At 37.9% G+C, this 17,423-nt stretch carries 12 protein-coding genes; 10 read left to right on the forward strand and 2 right to left on the reverse strand.

Going from position 1 to position 17,423, the window contains the following annotated elements; all coding sequences use genetic code 11:
• Position 1: 1 nt before the first annotated feature.
• Positions 2 to 337: an MmcQ/YjbR family DNA-binding protein gene (locus J1905_RS20765; RefSeq protein ID WP_214229139.1), complete on the reverse strand. Its 336-nt coding sequence runs from the start codon at positions 335 to 337 to the stop codon at positions 2 to 4.
• A gap of 52 nt (positions 338 to 389) precedes the next feature.
• Between J1905_RS20765 and mnmC2 the strand changes: the two genes are divergently transcribed.
• The 8 genes from mnmC2 (at position 390) to J1905_RS20805 (ending at position 11,134) form a co-directional block, all read left to right on the forward strand.
• The gene (gene mnmC2 / locus J1905_RS20770) at positions 390 to 1,061 is read left to right on the forward strand and encodes a tRNA (5-methylaminomethyl-2-thiouridine)(34)-methyltransferase MnmC2 (RefSeq protein ID WP_214229140.1); all 672 of its coding nucleotides are present in this window, start codon (positions 390 to 392) and stop codon (positions 1,059 to 1,061) included.
• A gap of 122 nt (positions 1,062 to 1,183) precedes the next feature.
• On the forward strand, positions 1,184 to 2,137 hold the full coding sequence (locus J1905_RS20775) for an aldo/keto reductase (RefSeq protein ID WP_214229141.1): 954 nt from the start codon (positions 1,184 to 1,186) through the stop codon (positions 2,135 to 2,137).
• 108 nt (positions 2,138 to 2,245) lie between these two features.
• Positions 2,246 to 3,358: an AI-2E family transporter gene (locus tag J1905_RS20780; RefSeq protein ID WP_214229142.1), complete on the forward strand. Its 1,113-nt coding sequence runs from the start codon at positions 2,246 to 2,248 to the stop codon at positions 3,356 to 3,358.
• 22 nt (positions 3,359 to 3,380) lie between these two features.
• Entirely contained in the window at positions 3,381 to 3,677 is a 297-nt protein-coding gene (locus tag J1905_RS20785; RefSeq protein ID WP_214229143.1) for a hypothetical protein, read from the forward strand.
• An 8-nt stretch (positions 3,678 to 3,685) separates the two neighbouring features.
• Entirely contained in the window at positions 3,686 to 4,495 is an 810-nt protein-coding gene (gene mazG / locus J1905_RS20790) for a nucleoside triphosphate pyrophosphohydrolase (protein ID WP_214229144.1), read from the forward strand.
• Positions 4,496 to 5,059: 564 nt separating this feature from the next.
• On the forward strand, positions 5,060 to 8,086 hold the full coding sequence (locus tag J1905_RS20795; RefSeq protein WP_214229145.1) for a SusC/RagA family TonB-linked outer membrane protein: 3,027 nt from the start codon (positions 5,060 to 5,062) through the stop codon (positions 8,084 to 8,086).
• 19 nt (positions 8,087 to 8,105) lie between these two features.
• The gene (locus tag J1905_RS20800) at positions 8,106 to 9,623 is read left to right on the forward strand and encodes a RagB/SusD family nutrient uptake outer membrane protein (RefSeq protein WP_214229146.1); all 1,518 of its coding nucleotides are present in this window, start codon (positions 8,106 to 8,108) and stop codon (positions 9,621 to 9,623) included.
• A 107-nt stretch (positions 9,624 to 9,730) separates the two neighbouring features.
• Positions 9,731 to 11,134: an aryl-sulfate sulfotransferase gene (locus tag J1905_RS20805; RefSeq protein ID WP_214229147.1), complete on the forward strand. Its 1,404-nt coding sequence runs from the start codon at positions 9,731 to 9,733 to the stop codon at positions 11,132 to 11,134.
• Here J1905_RS20805 and J1905_RS20810 read toward each other — a convergent pair.
• Positions 11,131 to 12,423 carry a DEAD/DEAH box helicase gene (locus tag J1905_RS20810; protein ID WP_214229148.1) on the reverse strand — a complete coding sequence of 431 codons (1,293 nt, stop codon included), beginning with the start codon at positions 12,421 to 12,423 and terminating at the stop codon, positions 11,131 to 11,133. The two genes, J1905_RS20805 and J1905_RS20810, sit on opposite strands and share 4 nt — an antisense overlap.
• Before the next feature lie 227 nt (positions 12,424 to 12,650).
• Between J1905_RS20810 and J1905_RS20815 the strand changes: the two genes are divergently transcribed.
• A complete protein-coding gene (locus tag J1905_RS20815) occupies positions 12,651 to 15,794 on the forward strand; it encodes a SusC/RagA family TonB-linked outer membrane protein (protein ID WP_214229149.1) in 3,144 nt (1,047 codons plus the stop codon).
• A gap of 36 nt (positions 15,795 to 15,830) precedes the next feature.
• Positions 15,831 to 17,321 (forward strand): SusD/RagB family nutrient-binding outer membrane lipoprotein, encoded by a 1,491-nt coding sequence (locus J1905_RS20820; protein WP_214229150.1) that lies wholly within the window; start codon positions 15,831 to 15,833, stop codon positions 17,319 to 17,321.
• Positions 17,322 to 17,423 lie beyond the last annotated feature (102 nt).

The raw sequence follows: 17,423 nt of genomic DNA on the forward strand, positions 1-17,423 counted from the left end.
GCTAGTTATACTTCTCCTGAACCTTTTTGCTGAGCTTTCTTAGCACAAAGGTTCGGGATTCTGCTACCCTGCTTTTCAATTCAGGGTCGGGCAATACCTCCAGACTATCTAAAGATATCCATTGTCGCTTTGCCATATGATATGCTTGCTGCACTCCAGGTCTGGCTACCAGCATATCAAACTCATCAGGATCACATTTAATAGACAACCGACCTTCCTCAAGAGACATAATCAAATAGATTTTTTCTTCTATCATAAAGCAAAGATGATCCCATTTCATGCCCTCGGTAGTTCCCTTTAGGCTCAGACAGTAATCTCTAAATGTTTCAATATCCATAACAAGCAATTAAGACCTAAAGTTAAAAACTATTTTATCTAAGTTTGTATGGATGAATAAACTTATCCAAACTGCCGATGGTTCAAACACCCTATACAATGAAAGTATTGGCGAAAATTATCATTCCAAGCACGGAGCCTTACAAGAAAGCAAACATGTATTTATTGATGCCGGTTTAAAACATGCAATAACCAGCTTTCCAGATGAAGAAATATCCATCTTAGAGGTTGGTTTTGGTACAGGTCTTAATTTTTTGATGAGCATTGCTCATTGTACAGAACACCAAATAATACTTAAATATACGGGACTAGAGGCATTTCCTTTAAGGATTGAAGAATTAGAATCAACAGGCTACAATGCATACGTATCAGATGCAATTTGGAATAGTCTGATTGACAACTACGGAAAAGCATTACTGCAAGCGGTAAACCTGTTGCCTGATCAGCAACTTAAAATTGTACAAACTTATCTTCATAGGTTTGAGACAACACAAAGGTTTGACCTCATTTACTTTGATGCCTTTTCAGTTCAGCATCAACCTGAAATGTGGACGGACGAAATCATTACCCATACCTGTCAGTTTTTAAAACCGAGAGGAATATTTGTTACTTATGCCATCACCGGAAAACTTAAGCGTGCACTCAAAGCCGTCGGCTTTACCATAGAAAAACTACCCGGAGCACCCGGAAAACGGGAAATGCTAAGAGCAACCAAAACATTTTAAACCAAATAGTTATCTATAAACCACAAACTACCAACGATATTAGAAACACGACGCTGTTAATTTTGTTAGTTAAGTAATAGTGCTCTTGTGCAAGAGACCCTTAACAACAGAAATTACAACACATGAAAAAGAGAAAACTAGGACATTCCGACCTATTTGTTTATCCAATAGCTTTTGGAGGGAACGTATTTGGCTGGACTGCCGATGAAAAAAGATCATTTGAAATACTTGATGGCTTTACTGATGCGGGCTTTAACTTTATTGATACAGCAGATGTATATACCGCATGGGTACCCGGAAACTCCGGTGGCGAATCAGAAACAATAATTGGCAACTGGATGTCCCAGAAAAAGAACAGAGATAAGATTATACTTGCCACAAAAGTTGGGGCTCCATTGCCTTCAGATAAAAAAGGTTTATCTAAAAAGTATATCTTTCAGGCAGTAGAAGACTCTTTAAAAAGATTAAAAACTGACTATATAGATCTTTATCAATCTCACTACGATGATCTCGATACGCCAATACAAGAAACTTTAGAGGCATACCATCAATTAATAAAAGAAGGCAAGGTCAGGTGGGTTGGGGCCTCTAACTTCTCACCAGAGCGTTTAATTGAATCACTAGAAATAGCAAAGAAACTTAATCTCCCTAAATACCAAACCCTGCAACCAGAATACAACCTGTATCAGCGTGAAGGGTACGAAAAAAACTATGAGCAAATCGTACTGGACAACGAATTAGGGACAATTAACTATTATGCCCTTGCAAGTGGGTTCTTAACAGGAAAATACCGCTCAGAAGAAGACTTAAGCAAAAGTCAACGAGGGAGGGCAGTTAAAAACTACCTTAATGAAAGAGGTTTTAAAATATTAAAGGCTCTTGATGAAGTCTCAGAACAATACAGTGCAGATCAGGCAAGTATAGCTCTAGCGTGGTTAATAGCCCGTCCGTCAATAACTGCTCCAATTGTAAGTGTAACCAGTTTAGGTCAATTAGAGGATCTCAAAAAAGCAGCAACCTTAAAATTAAACGTTGAAGACATTGCAATCCTGGATGAGGCAAGTACCTGGGAATAACATATCTTTTAATTAAACAAACGCTTTGCTAAATATTTGGCAGGGCGTTTGTTTTTAGTTAATTTTCCCTACGTTAAACTTTCACTAACTAGGTTCAACCAATCATCTATGAGGAACATCGCACTCCCTTTTTATGCCAAACTAGCATTAGTGCTATTTGCAATCATTTGTTTAGGATACCTGGCTATTTTAGGACAAACATTACTGGCACCACTGCTAACCTCATTTCTATTGGCATTACTTTTACTGCCACTCTCTAATTTTCTGGAGCAAAAATGGCGCTTTAAAAGAAGTCTGGCTTCAATTGTATCTGTGATACTAATGATTGCCTTTATATCAAGTATTTTATACTTTTTAGCCAATCAACTTACAGATTTATGGCAAGACTGGCCTGCACTAAAAAAACAAGGAGAAACCTCTTTTCACGATATCCAGAACTGGATATCCAACACCTTTAACATCAATACCAAAAAGCAAATAGACTATTTAAAAGATAGTGCCAGCAGCGCTGTTTCTACCAGTGCAACAGTTTTAGGAGCAACGTTACTTACCCTATCCTCTACCCTGCTTTTCCTTTCATTCCTACTCCTTTTTACCTTTTTCATTTTAAACTACCGTAAAGTACTTTTCACCTTTTTAACCTCCGTATTTGAAGAGCAACATGCAGATAAGGTTAATGAAATACTAAGACGTATCCAATACATTATCAAGAAATACATTACAGGGTTATTCCTCCAAATGTTTATTGTAACCCTATTGATGGTTTTAGTACTCTGGATTTTAAATGTGAAATATGCAGTTCTACTAGGTTTAATAGCCGGTATCTTTAACATTATACCTTACATTGGCATTTTCACCGCTTTATTAATTAGTTCACTGATCACCTTTGCCACTGCAGGTGCGGCTAAAATGTTGTTTGTAGTAACAGCCTTTGTAGGTGTCCACGCATTGGATGGAAATGTATTGATGCCATTGGTAGTTGGATCAAAAGTAAAAATAAATGCCTTATTTGCCTTTATAGGCATAGTAGTTGGCGAAATGATATGGGGTATATCAGGTATGTTCTTGTGCATCCCTTATCTGGCAATGTTGAAGATAATATTTGATCGTGTAGACTCGCTAAAACCGTGGGGAATCTTGCTTGGTGGAGAAGAAAAACCACAGAAAAAACGTAAAGTGTATCGCCTAACCAAAAACATTAAGCTCGAAGAACAAGAATAAACAAATTTTAAACATGCATTAAATGCCTGAAAACAGAACTCCACATATACTTAACACTTCTGCCACCTTACTTGGCCTCTGTTTTATAGTACTAACCTCCCTTAAGGTCGCAAAAATGAGTGATAGTACCCTCATTGATGAAACTACTGCTCTTGCAATTATTCTATTTATGACAGCATGTATTCTTTCATTTCTATCCATGAAAAGAAGAGGACCTGCAAATTATGGATTAGAAAGAACGGCCGACATTATATTTATATTCGGTCTTCTTGTTCTTTTTTTAACCACAATGATGGTTACCTTTAACGTCATAAAATAAAACACCCAATGCCTAATAATATACCGCCAGTTACCGCAAACGATCCAGCTTCGGCATTTCAACGACTATTAACAGTATTAGATACATTACGTACTCAATGTCCATGGGATAAAAAGCAAACCATGGAAACACTAAGACATTTAACTATCGAGGAAACTTATGAGTTATCTGACGCTATACTTGAGGGAGATTTGGATGAGGTAAAAAAGGAACTGGGAGATGTAATGATGCACCTTGTATTTTACGCACGCATTGCTTCTGAAACCAATGATTTTACCATAATTGATGTACTTAACAGTGTGTGTGACAAACTAATCAGCAGACACCCCCATATCTATGGAGATGTAGAGGTACAGGATGAAAATGATGTGAAACGCAACTGGGAACAACTAAAACTTAAAGAAGGTAACAAATCTGTATTGTCAGGAGTACCGGCTAGTTTGCCCTCTCTGGTAAAAGCGAGTCGCATTCAGGAAAAAGCAAGAGGTGTTGGTTTCGACTGGGACAACAAGGAACAGGTGTGGGAAAAAGTTGAAGAAGAATTACAGGAATTTAAAGATGAATATAACGTATCAGACGATGCCACTATCGATATTGAAAAAGCAGAAGCTGAATTTGGTGACCTATTATTCTCGCTAATTAATTATGCTCGTTTCATTAACATCAACCCTGAAAATGCCTTAGAAAAAACCAATAAAAAATTCATCAAACGCTTCCAATACCTGGAAAGTAAGGCAAAAGAAAATGGCAAATCGCTTAATGACATGACCCTCTCTGAGATGGATATTTATTGGAATGAAGCCAAAAGCTTAAAGTAACGACTCCAAAAGTATATCAAACGTTTGCATTCAAACTAACATACTGATATATTGACATTTACAATAACATAAAAATCTAGTTTATTTAATCCTTGGCAAAACCACCCGATTCTACATTTAAAAAGGATTAAATCAACTATTTTATGCTCACAGCTGCAAAAAAACAAACAACGAGGTATTTTATACGTTTCTAAAATGCGATAAATTTAACGATAAATTAATCGCATTTTAAATTCCGACAGTAGTTCTCTACAAAAAAGACAAAGCAAACGTTTGCGCAACGTTTATGTTACAATTCAATAGTTCCCAACTATTATTAATTCTACCTTCACTTTTAATACGTTACATCAGTTCATGCATTTAAAATGTTGATCTGAGTGGAAAAAAACTAAACTACTAACCTAAACTATAATGAAACTTCATAGGGACTTCCTTATTGACTTTTTTCATTTTTGCTTCAGCACAGATATCCCTACGCCTTGTTTTTTAATTACAGAAAGAACGCTCCTAAAATCAATTCCATTCTTTCAAAAACTAAAACAATAAACATATAAACCAATAAATATGAAATCTAAATTTCTACTATTTTCATTATTAATAACATTTCTCCTCTCCATAGAGGGTTATGCCCAAACCGGAGTAAAGGTGAATGGGAAAGTTTCGGATGCCAAAGGAGAAGGCATACCCGGAGTTAACATTAAGGTAAAGGGTGGCAAAACTGGAGCACTTACGGATGGTTCCGGTAGTTATACCATTACTGTACCAAATGCTCAAAGTGTTTTACAATTCTCGTTTATTGGTTTCGATCCACAGGAATTTACTGTTGGAACTAAATCAGAAATAAACGTAACACTTAAAGAAACTCAAAACGAACTGGATCAGGTTGTTGTTGTTGGTTATGGTACTTCTAAGAAAAAAGACCTTACCGGATCTATAAGCTCCATTTCAAAAGAGAATTTAAACCTAGGTGGTGTTACCGCAAACGTGGCACAAGCTATTCAAGGCCGTGCATCGGGAGTACAGGTTACTCAGGCTAGCTCAGCTCCAGGAGGTAATACGATTATCCGCATCAGAGGGGGTAACTCTATTAAATCTACCAACGAGCCTTTGTATGTAGTTGATGGTTTTATTACTGACATAGGACAAACCATCTCGCCAAGTGATATTGAGGACATTCAAATCCTTAAAGACGCATCTGCAACAGCTATTTACGGTGCCCGTGGTGCTAATGGAGTTATTCTTATTACTACAAAAAGAGGTAAAGCAGGGAAATCAGTAGTAGAATTTGAAAGCTATTATGGAACTCAAAGGATCAAAAGCAAACCTGATTTAATGAATGCAACCGACTACAAAGCAATAGCTAATGCAAAAGCCATTGAACAAGGTAATCCTCCTGAATATACTGCGGCAGATTTGGCAAGCACAACCAATACTGATTGGTTTGACCTTGCGACAAGAAACGCAAGTGTACAGAGCCACAACCTAAATATTAGCGGAGGTAATGAAGATACCCGTATCTCAATATCAGGAAATTACTTCGGACAAATAGGTGCATTAAAGAAAACTGATTTCGACCGTTATTCAGGCCGTTTCAATATTGATCATAAAGTTAGTAAAAGATTTACTGTTGGTGCCAATGCATATGCGGCAAGATCTTTTTCTCAATACAAAACTTACGATGGTAATATCGTCCCATCTAACGTATTGTATGGCATAATGTTTACTTCTCCTGCTATTGCACCTTACAATGCAGATGGAACATATGCTCGTAGAAATGGTAAAGACAATCCTTTAGCATGGCTACTTGAACCTACCAATGATCGCTATAATAATAGAATTACTGCTAACATTTTTGGCGATTTACAGATTATTGATGACTTAACTTTACACGTTAGTGGAGGAACAGAGTTTTCAGCTACAAAAGAAGGAACCTACCTACCTATGACTCTTGTATCTGGAGAAAAAGTTAAGGGACAGGCCTCTGTTAATGAATTAAATACAACTCGTAATCTATTTGAAACATACCTTACTTATAAAAAAGTATTTAATGATGTGCACTCATTTACTGCAGTTGGAGGTTTTTCTTATCAGTTCGATCAAAATGAAAGACACTTTACTCAGGTACAAAAATTCACTACTGATAAATATCTTTATAACAATCTTGCTGGAGGTGCCGAAAGAATCGGAGCTATCAGTTATAAAGGGGAGGACATAAGATACGCTTATTTTGGTCGTTTAAATTACGCTTTCAAGGGTAAATACCTAGCTACTTTCACCTTCCGTAATGATGTTTCTTCAATCTTCTCTTCTAAGAAAAGACTTGGATACTTCCCTTCAGGGTCATTGGCATGGAGAGTAAGTGATGAGGCCTTCATGAAAGATAACAAAATATTTTCTAATCTAAAAGTTAGAGCGGGTTACGGAGAAACAGGTAATGACAGGGTTCCTCCATATACCTATATGGCTACATATGCTCCAAATGGAGTTTCTCTAGGCGAAGGAAGTGACTTTTACGGTGCACTTGTTGCTAATCGTCTACCTTATGAAAATTTACTATGGGAAACTAACTCACAATTTGATGCAGGTGTAGATATGGGCTTCCTAAAAGATCGCCTAACTGTTACAGCCGATTATTATCGCAAGAGAACCAGAAGTTTATTACTAGATATGCCAACAGAGCAGATCTATGGATTTTCAACTCAACTTATTAATGGAGGAACAATCCAAAATCAAGGAATAGAGCTTTCTATCAATAGCCGAAATATTGAGACAGATAATATGACTTGGAGTACTACTTTAAACATTGCTTACAATAAACAAAAAGCTATAGATTTAAATGGCAGACCTTACATTATCTCTCAAACAGCTAATCCTGATGGAAGCGTACCAGCGGCAGACTTTTCAAAACTTGAAGTAGGTAAAGAATTAAGCCAATTATACGGTTATGTTTACGACGGTGTGGTTAAAACAGGTGAAACTTACACCCCACAACCATTATCTAAACCCGGCGATCCAAAATATAAAGATTTAGACGGTGATGGATTAATTACTTCAAGCGATCGTCAAATATTAGGAAATGCTTATCCCCATTATGTTATGGGTTTCAACAATAGTTTCACATACAAAGGTTTTGAACTAGGTGTATTTTTTCAAGGAGCTTTCGGTGCAGACTTGTATAACATGAATCGTTTATTGTTGGAAACTTACACAGGTACAGCCGCTTTACAACGCTGGACCCCACAAAACAACAACACTGATGTTCCAAGAAATGGATACTTCACCTCTAAATATGGTGGCTACATCAACTCAAGGTTTGTTGAGGACGCATCTTATGTGAAGTTGAAAAATCTAAGTTTAGGCTATAACATTCCTACTTCAAAAATCGGATTCTTAAAAGGAGTGAGTAATGCTAAAATCTATTTTACAGCCCAAGATTTATTTACAATAACCAAGTACACAGGTTCTGATCCAGAAGTTAGTTCTAATAATAATGGTTCTGATCCTACTAGCGCTAATTTAAGAGCGGGTTTGGATTTCAATGCTTATCCAGCTTACCGTTCTTTCACTCTTGGTCTTAAATTAAATTTCTAACCTATTACAATTGTCAATTATGAAACGTACTATAATTTTATTCTCAGCTTGTTTAATAGGTCTTGCTTCATGTAAAAAAACCGCAGATCCTAAAGTATATAGTCTGCTAACCGACGCAAATGCTTTTCAGTCAAATTCTGATGCAGTAGCGGCAGTAAATGGAGTCTATGCCCGATTAAAACAGCCAAGCGGTGTAAGTGATTCTTATCAATACTATGCAGGATTTCAAATGGCCATTACAGACTTTACAACTGATATTGGTCACTCATTTCAATCAGGAGATATCTCACAGCTTTCTGACGCGCAATGGTCAAACAACAATAAATACATAAACTTTGCATATCAGCACCAATACAAATTAATTGCCGATGCAAATAATGCGCTAAACAATATTCCAAAAATAAAAACGCTTACAGAAGCACAAACAAACCAATATTTTTCAGAGATTAAATTCCTAAGAGCCTTGGCCTACATCGATTTAACAGACGAATTCGGTCCGGTTATTTTGATGACTGAAAAGGAAATGCAAGAAGCAGATTATACAAAAAAACTGCCCCCAGCTAGTCTTGAAACCATCAACACTTTCTTAATAAATGATTTAGTAACTGCTGCTGAAAACCTTCCTGTTAACTACGAAGGAAAAGCAATTTACCCTACCAATGACGTTGGTCGTGCAACTAAAGGAGCTGCCCTTTCATTACTTACAAAACTGTATATGAGAGAACACCAATGGCCAAAAGCTTTAGAAACCATTCAAAAAATAGAAGACCTACACCAGTATGAGCTATTTCCAACATATGCTGGTCTATTTGCCGAAAGCAACAAATGGTGTAAAGAATCTATCTTCAGTTCATTGGCTGATGCATTAAATGATGCAACTGAATTAATGAACCACTTTGGTCCATTAAACAATCCGGTTGTAACAGATCGCTGGCAATATTATGCAGTGAGCTGGAGCTTCTGGAATTCATATGCTCCAAATGATGAGCGTCGTGAAATGTTCTTTTATAGCTACAAGGGAACTGATGGTTTAGATTACATGCAGGCGCCTGCAGGACAAACTACACCTCCTGCCGGTAAATACTACCTACCAGACGTTGCTACTAAAAAATATGCAGATCCGGCTGGTTCTAAAACCTATTATGATGGTCACGGTATTCCAATTCTTCGCTACGCAGATATCGTTCTTTGCAAAGCAGAAGCATTAAACGAAGTAAATGGTCCAACAAAAGCAAGTATAGATCTTATCAACTCAGTAAAAGGACGTTCAAAAGCAACCCTACTTGGTGATGCAAGCACTTATACTAAAGAAAGCCTTCGCGATAAAATCCTACAGGAACGCGGATGGGAATTCTTCTTTGAGTGCAAACGCAGAGCAGATTTAATTCGTATGGGTAAATACCAGGAAGTAGTTAACGCTTATCTAAAATCAGTTGGCAAACCAGCTGCAATTGATATTGCTAAACACAGGTATTTCCCTTATCCTCAAACTCAGGTTGATTTAAACCCTAACCTGAACAATGCAGGAAGACTTTAATAATTAATACATTTAATCGGGATACAACAACTTCAACATTGTTGTATCCCGATTTTTGTTTCTATACAATTTCCCTTTACCTTGTACTACTACTAAAAACTATTCATATGCTATTCATCAAGAGACTGATTCCTGTATTCTTTTTGTTCCTGTTAAGCGCCTGTTCCAATCAGTGCGAAGAACAAATCATAGAAATAAAACTCAGTGCTCCTGACAGAAATAGCCTAAGAGTAAATGCAGACATAGAACTCAAACAACCTTTGGATATTTCAATTGAATATTGGGTAAAAGGAAAAGAAAAACAGTTATCAAGAACTCCTGTTTCCACAAACAAAAAGCATCACCACATAGTGATGACCAACTTAAAACCCAAACAAGAATACCAATATCGCGTAATTACGCAGGCCAAAAGCTGCCAGGCTATCAGCAAAACCTACGACTTTAAAACAACTGACTTCCCAATGTGGATACAGGACTTCTTTAAAGTTTATGCTCCCGATCCGAAAGTAATCCCAACCTCTTTTAAAGAAGGCTATATGCTCATTTACAGAAGAGAAATACCAGGCATTATTTTCATAATAGATGCTAAAGGAGCAATAAAATGGTATCATCAGGTAAATGGAACTGGCTTTAAAACCACCCACTTTACACAAAACAAAACCTTACTTTCAATTCTTGGTAATGATGAATATCCAACCAGCTATGGCAACGAAATACTGGAAGTATCTTTAAACGGCGACACCCTGCTGCACCTAAAAAAAGGAGAAAAAGACTTTAAACAAACCGTACATCACGAAATCATATTAAACAAGCAAAACCAGGTAGTTACCTTATGCGTAGAACAAAAGATAATGGATCTGAGCAAATATGGTGGCAGTAAACAAGACACCGTAAAAAGCGACGGCATTTTAGTACTGGATAGAAACGGCAAGAAAATATGGAGCTGGAAGGTGTTTGATGAGCTCGACCCATTAAAGGACAAGAACTTAATGAGAGATAAAAAAGACTGGATGCACGCCAATAGCCTAAGCTTTGATAAAGATGGCAACTACCTGATCTCCTTTTACAACAACGGACAAATCTGGAAGCTAGATGCTAAAACAGGCAAAGTAATCTGGAAATTCGGTAAAGATGGCGACTTCAAAATGCCCGAAGGAAGTGCATTTGATCAAGGCCATTCGGTTCACATGAACAATCAAGGCAACCTGATGCTGTTCGACAATGGCACCAGTAAAAAACTTAGCAGAACACTCGTATTTAAGCTAAATGAAAGCGACAAGACCTCTCAATTAGTAACAGAAACAAAACTTCCACAGGAAATATATAATGATCGCATGGGAAGCTCCTATCTGGTAGCGGATACTACAATTTTACAGTGCACCTCAAAAAGGCATACTGTAGTACTTACCAACTTCAAAGGAACCTTCCTTTGGATGCTGAAAAGTAGTATTATGCCTTATCGAGTAGAGTTTATACCTAAAGAAAAATTAGCGCCGTATATAGAAAATTAACCGTGTTTCTTTTTCATGGTCATTTTAGCCTTCTGACCTATTCCGTAATTGTAATCTTTGGTGTTGCTTTCCTTTTTATCATGGAAAGCACCACCACCTTTAGGACCATCAACGGTTTCTTTTACAGTCTTAATTTTTGTAGAAGCTTTAACAACTTTATCAATCACTAAATCTTCAGGCAAATCCATAACCGGAATTTTAGCACCTAATGATTGCTCAATCTTCCTTAAATCTACCAGTTCCATATCAGTAGCAAAAGTAATAGCCACAAGCTCTTCCTCTCCTGATTTTACTACCCGGCTCAAAAACTGCTCTTTTTGCTCAGGAACCTCAAAGTGGAATATAAATGGAATGCCCGACAGGTCTACATTAGCAGACCCTTCATTGGCTACTATTAAAACTCTGGCTTCAGGAGTCTCTTTAAAATCTTCTATATGGTCAAAACCCTCTTCATCAAAAAACAACGGGTTCAATACAGAAACTGCACCTGGTTTTGCTGAATGCAAGCTTTTACCCAATTTTTGAGCAGTTAAGCGCGAATTCACAAAAACTACAACCTTATCAAACACCTCATCATTACGCAACATCAGGTTCAGTAAGTTAACCTTTGTTTTATAATTAGGCACCTGATATAGCAAAAGGTCGTGTGTTATGGCTTTACTATCTCCCAAATCCTCAACCTCTATAGTGGTAGGGAAATTCGTAAACTGATCAATCATATGGTTCAGTTTATCATGAACAACGGTAGTAAAAATTAACTGTTGAACCTTACCTGCACTTCTTGCCAATTCGCAAACCGGCAACTGCATTCCTTGTTTTACAATTACTTCAGCATCATCAACGATCAGCATCTGTAATCTGTTTAAGTTAAGGCCTAATTTTAAATAAACCGCACGTGCTCTGGTAGGCGTAGCAACAACAATGTCGATACCATCTAACAGCTCCTGAATCACTTCATCCATCCCTCCTGTACCGTACAGGCCAATAATACGCAGATTACGGTTCTTACTTAAAAGCTTAAACTCTTCAATTACTGCAAGCACACGTTCCTGATCCGGAACAAGAATTAATACCTTTGGAGCCTCATCGGTACTGTATTTTAAACGCATTAAAACCCCAAGCACATAGGTTGTGGTTTTACCACAGCCCTCAGGACCAACAGCAATAACATCTTGCCCACCAATTATTCTGGACATAGTTTTTGCCTGAATTTCTTTAGCAGATATATATCCGGCATCATTCATTGCTGTTACCAGCTGCTTGCTTAGTTTTAATTTATCTAACGACACAGTTTCCTAATATTAAATTATAATGGCGCAAATTTACGGAAATAAAATAACATCGTTATTCATTGCAAACAGAAACCTAATACATAGTTAACAATTAATTTAATCTATAACCTTTAAGTTATAAGCATTCGCTTTCCTCCGCCTCAAAATCACAAAACCATAATCCCATTTTCATATTGAGATTACAGCACCGTTCTAGATTTGCGCTGTAAAAACCAAACTCCAATATGAAAAGAAAACTACTTTTATTTAGTGTGATGTACCTTCTCTTCGCTCAGGCAGCATTAGCACAAAACCTCATCAAGGGAGTCGTAAAAGACACCAATGGCGGCGGCATACCCGGCGTTAGCGTAAGCGTAGCAAACACAAAAAAAGCTACAGTTACAGATTTCGAAGGTAAATACAGTATTTCTGCAGCTGCAGATGCCACCCTTTCATTTACTTACCTGGGTTACATTTCCCAAAATGTTCCTGTAGCAGGTAAATCGCAACTAGACATTACCTTACAAGAAGACTCTAAAACACTTGGCGAGGTAGTGGTAACCGCAATTGGTATTAAGCAACAAAAGAAAAAGCTTGGATACGCAACACAGGAGGTGAAAACAGATGTATTGTCAGAATCAAAAACGATGAACATCGGTAATGCACTAACCGGACAAGTTGCTGGCTTAACAGTAAACAACCCTACAGGGATGTTCCAGGCTCCAAGCTTCTCTTTAAGAGGTAAAAACCCACTTATTGTGATAGATGGTATCCCTGTTGAAACAGACTTTTTTGATGTTTCTGGCGATAACATTGCCAACATAAACGTATTAAAAGGTACTACAGCATCTGCCTTATACGGTTCAAGAGGTAGAAACGGAGCAATCTTAATCACTACAAAAAATGCAGATAAAGACGGACTGGAAATCAACATCAATACCAACAACATGGTTACTGCCGGTTTCACTGTGTTTCCTGAAACACAAACTGAATACGGAAACGGATCTAATGGAAAGTATGAATTCTGGGACGGTGAAGATGGTGGTATCTCTGATGGTGATATGATCTGGGGACCTAAATTTCAACCAGGTGTTAAAATAGCACAATGGAACAGCCCGTTAAGAAACAAACAAACCGGCGAAACTATTGAATGGTACGGAAACGTTAAAGGAACTATCTATGATGATAAATCTAAATACGAAAGAGTACCTACTGATTGGGTTAGACACGACAACTTAAACGATTTTCTAAGACCTGGGCTAGTAACCAACAACGATTTCTCAGTTGCCTACAAAGGAGCCAAAGCACAATTTTATGCATCAGGTAAATACGGATTCCAAAGAGGTCAGGTGCCAAATACTTCACTTACAACAGGCGGGATAAACTTCAACTCTTCATTTAACCTTACCAGCAACCTACAATTAGACGCTACCCTATCTTACAACAAAGTTAGCTCTCCAAACTACCCACGTTACGGATACGGACCTAAAAACCACATGTACACCATCTTAATATGGATGGGCGACGATGTAAACGGTAAAGACCTTAGAGACCACATGTATGTTCCGGGTATGGAAGGTTACAGACAGGCAAACTATAACTACGCTTGGTACAACAACCCATACTTCGCTTCAGAAGAACTTACCCAGGCAACAAGCAGAAATGTATTAAACGGACAGGCAAAACTTAGATGGCAGGTAACACCGGGCTTAAGCTTACAGGCAAGAGCGTCAGGTCGCGAAAAGAAATCGTTCGATAACATGAAGAGCCCTAAGTCGTACATGAACTATGGCGATTCAAGAAATGGCGATTACAAGATGTGGAACAACTCGCAAATGAACGTCGATCTGGATTTCCTTGCTTCTTACAACAAAGAGATCTCTAAAGATTTAACCTTCACCCTAAACGCGGGCGCATCTACCTTTAACAGAGATATACAACAAGAATATGCATCTAGTGATGGCTTAATTGTTCCTTTTGTTTACAGCTTAAACAACACTCAAGGTCCTGTACAGGCAACAAATTACCTGGAGCAGAAATCTATCCGAAGTGTATACGGATCAGCAAACTTCGATATATTCAATGCAGTTTACCTAAACCTAACCGGCAGAAACGATTGGTCATCAACTCTTTCAAAAGAAAACAGATCATACTTTTACCCATCTGCATCCTTAAGTACTATGGTTTCAGATTATATAAAAATGCCTAAAGCCTTAGATTACCTGAAACTTTACACCTCATGGGCAAAAGTCTCAGACGACCTTGCTCCGTATAGCATCGCTTCTACCTATACAAAAGACGTAACTTACGGAACAACACCATCAGTTACCTACCCAGCTGGCCTTATCAATCCTAATATCAAACCAGAGCAATCTACCTCGTACGAAGTTGGTTTATCTACCTCATTGGCTAAAAAGGTTGGTTTAGAATTTACTTATTACAATGTAATAGATGAGAACAAGATCATAGATCCGGCTACATCAGAAGCATCTGGCTTTAAAACACGTAAAGTAAACGGCAACAAATACAAAACTCAGGGTCTGGAAATAATGGCCAATTACAACGCCATAAAACGCGATGACTTTAAATGGGATATTGCTGTAAACTGGAGTACTTCTGAAAGAAAACTAACTGAAATATACGACAACCAGCCTAAATTCGGAGACCTGAAACTAAACGATAGAGCAGATAGCTTTTATGGAACTGTGTGGCAAAAAAGTGCTACAGGCGAAGTAATTTTAGATCCAAATACAGGCTTACCTACAAGAGATAACTTCAATGTAAACCTTGGCCACAGCGATCCAAGCTGGCGCTTAGGCTTGCAAAACAAGTTCATGATAAAAGGCTTTGATGTAAACATCGATATCGATGGAGCATGGGGTGGTGTTATGCGTTCTGTAACTATCGAAAAAATGTGGTGGGGTGGTAAACACCCAAGTTCTGTTGAATTCAGAGATGCAGAATACGCTGCCGGAAAAGCAATCTATGTTCCAGAAGGTGTAGTAATTACTGGCGGAGAACTTAAAAGAGACGTAAACGGAAAAGTACTTTCTGATACACGTACCTATAAGAAAAACACTACCGCTGTAAACTGGCAAACATGGAGTCAGATCTATCCATACCAGGCTAGAGTTACTGAAGAAGAAAACAAGAAATTTGCTAACGTTTTTGACCGCTCATTCTTCAAATTAAGAAGAATATCTGTAGGCTACGACCTTGCAAAGGTTATAAAAATTGGAAGCTTAAAATCAGTTCATGTATCTGCTTACAGCTACAACCCATTGATGTGGAAGAAAATGCCACTGTTAGATCCTGATTATGGCGATGACAACAACCTGCAAGATCCATCAGCAAGATTTATCGGCTTATCATTAAGTGTAAAACTTTAACAGCAAACACATTACCACCTTTAAAACAACAGAACAATGAAAAAACTAATATATAGTTTAATAGCCGGGGTAATCCTTCTGTCATCATGCAAGGATCAGGATCTGATGAACATAGACCCTAACAAACCGACACAAACCCACCCTCAGCTTTTGCTAACCAAAATAGAATGGGATACCTTCCGTGCCTACAGCGGTACTTCGCCTTTGTATGCAACCCGCATGCTTGTACAAACAGACGGAGAAAGCGAAGGCCAATATTTTAAATGGGGAAGAGGTGATTTTGATGCCTACTCCTCTCTTAGAAATGTGACCAAGATGATTGAAGAAGCCACTCGTATTAACGATAACTCATACATCGCCTTAGCCAAATTTTTTAGAGCTTACTACTTTTACAACCTAACCCTTACCTTCGGTGATGTACCTTACAGTCAGGCCCTAAATGGAGAAGATCAGACAGGTTACAAACCTCCTGTTTACGACGATCAGAAAACCGTTTTTAAAGGAATTCTTAAGGAACTTGACGAAGCAAATACCATGCTTAAAGGCACTAACGCACCTATTGCCGGCGATATCATTTACAAAGGTGAGGCCGCAAAATGGCGCAGACTGGTTAACTCTTTCAGACTAAAAGTGCTAATGACTTTGTCTAAAAAAGAAAGCGACAACGACCTGAAAGTTAAAGAAACCTTTGCTCAGATCGTACAAAGTGAGCCCATTTTGGGCACTACTGATGCTGATAATGATGGCCAATTAATTTTCTTAGATCAGGAAGGAAACCGCTATCCAGAGTTCAACTCAAGCGGGTTCGGATCGGGCATGTTCATGTCCTCTACCTTTATAGATCACCTTAAAAACAGAAAAGATCCACGTTTATTCCTGTATTGCACACAAACAAAAATTGGTAAAGAAGCAGGTAAAGCAATTGATGATTTTACTTCTTACGAAGGTGGTGATCCTGCTGCACCATATGCTGAAACCAGTATAAAAGCGGCAGATGGTAAAGTATCTAAAGTAAACGACCGTTTCCCAAGTGACGCTACCAATGAGCCTTTAGTGCTAATGGGTTACTCAGAACAAGAGTTCATTATTGCCGAAGGAATTGTAAGAAACTGGATTTCCGGCGATGCAAACCAACACTACAAAAATGGTGTAAAAGCATCTTTTAAATTCTATCAAACTTACGCCAAACTTTATGGGGCCTATGTAACGGAAGAAAAAGCAAATGATTACCTGGCATTGCCGATAAACAACTTTGCTTTGAGTACCACAACAGCTCAGAAAATGGAGCAGATAATTACTCAAAAGTATTTACGAACCTTCTTCCAATCTGGATGGAGTGCCTTTTACGACAACCTTAGAACCGGATACCCTGAGTTCCGTCGCCCTGTCGGAGTTACTATCCCTTACCGTTGGATTTATCCTTTATCGGAATATGACAACAACCAAACCAATGTTTCAAAAGCAATTGAATCGCAGTTCGGTGCAGGTAACGATAAAATTAACCAACAAGTTTGGTGGGTAAAATAAAGCCAGTGAAATAAGGATAGAATTCATATTTTTATATGCTACGATCGTCATCCTGAATTTATTTCAGGATGACGATCGTATTAAAAAACACCACCAATTACA

Source organism: Pedobacter sp. B4-66 (assembly GCF_018492665.1).
Lineage (GTDB): Bacteria > Bacteroidota > Bacteroidia > Sphingobacteriales > Sphingobacteriaceae > Pedobacter.

What these genes read in the sequence shown, in the direction of transcription:
- J1905_RS20765 (WP_214229139.1), bottom strand. Translation starts at nt 337, where the DNA reads ATGGATATTGAAACATTTAGAGATTACTGTCTGAGCCTAAAGGGAACT.
- mnmC2 (WP_214229140.1), top strand. Translation starts at nt 390, where the DNA reads ATGAATAAACTTATCCAAACTGCCGATGGTTCAAACACCCTATACAAT.
- J1905_RS20775 (WP_214229141.1), top strand. Translation starts at nt 1,184, where the DNA reads ATGAAAAAGAGAAAACTAGGACATTCCGACCTATTTGTTTATCCAATA.
- J1905_RS20780 (WP_214229142.1), top strand. Translation starts at nt 2,246, where the DNA reads ATGAGGAACATCGCACTCCCTTTTTATGCCAAACTAGCATTAGTGCTA.
- J1905_RS20785 (WP_214229143.1), top strand. Translation starts at nt 3,381, where the DNA reads ATGCCTGAAAACAGAACTCCACATATACTTAACACTTCTGCCACCTTA.
- mazG (WP_214229144.1), top strand. Translation starts at nt 3,686, where the DNA reads ATGCCTAATAATATACCGCCAGTTACCGCAAACGATCCAGCTTCGGCA.
- J1905_RS20795 (WP_214229145.1), top strand. Translation starts at nt 5,060, where the DNA reads ATGAAATCTAAATTTCTACTATTTTCATTATTAATAACATTTCTCCTC.
- J1905_RS20800 (WP_214229146.1), top strand. Translation starts at nt 8,106, where the DNA reads ATGAAACGTACTATAATTTTATTCTCAGCTTGTTTAATAGGTCTTGCT.
- J1905_RS20805 (WP_214229147.1), top strand. Translation starts at nt 9,731, where the DNA reads ATGCTATTCATCAAGAGACTGATTCCTGTATTCTTTTTGTTCCTGTTA.
- J1905_RS20815 (WP_214229149.1), top strand. Translation starts at nt 12,651, where the DNA reads ATGAAAAGAAAACTACTTTTATTTAGTGTGATGTACCTTCTCTTCGCT.
- J1905_RS20820 (WP_214229150.1), top strand. Translation starts at nt 15,831, where the DNA reads ATGAAAAAACTAATATATAGTTTAATAGCCGGGGTAATCCTTCTGTCA.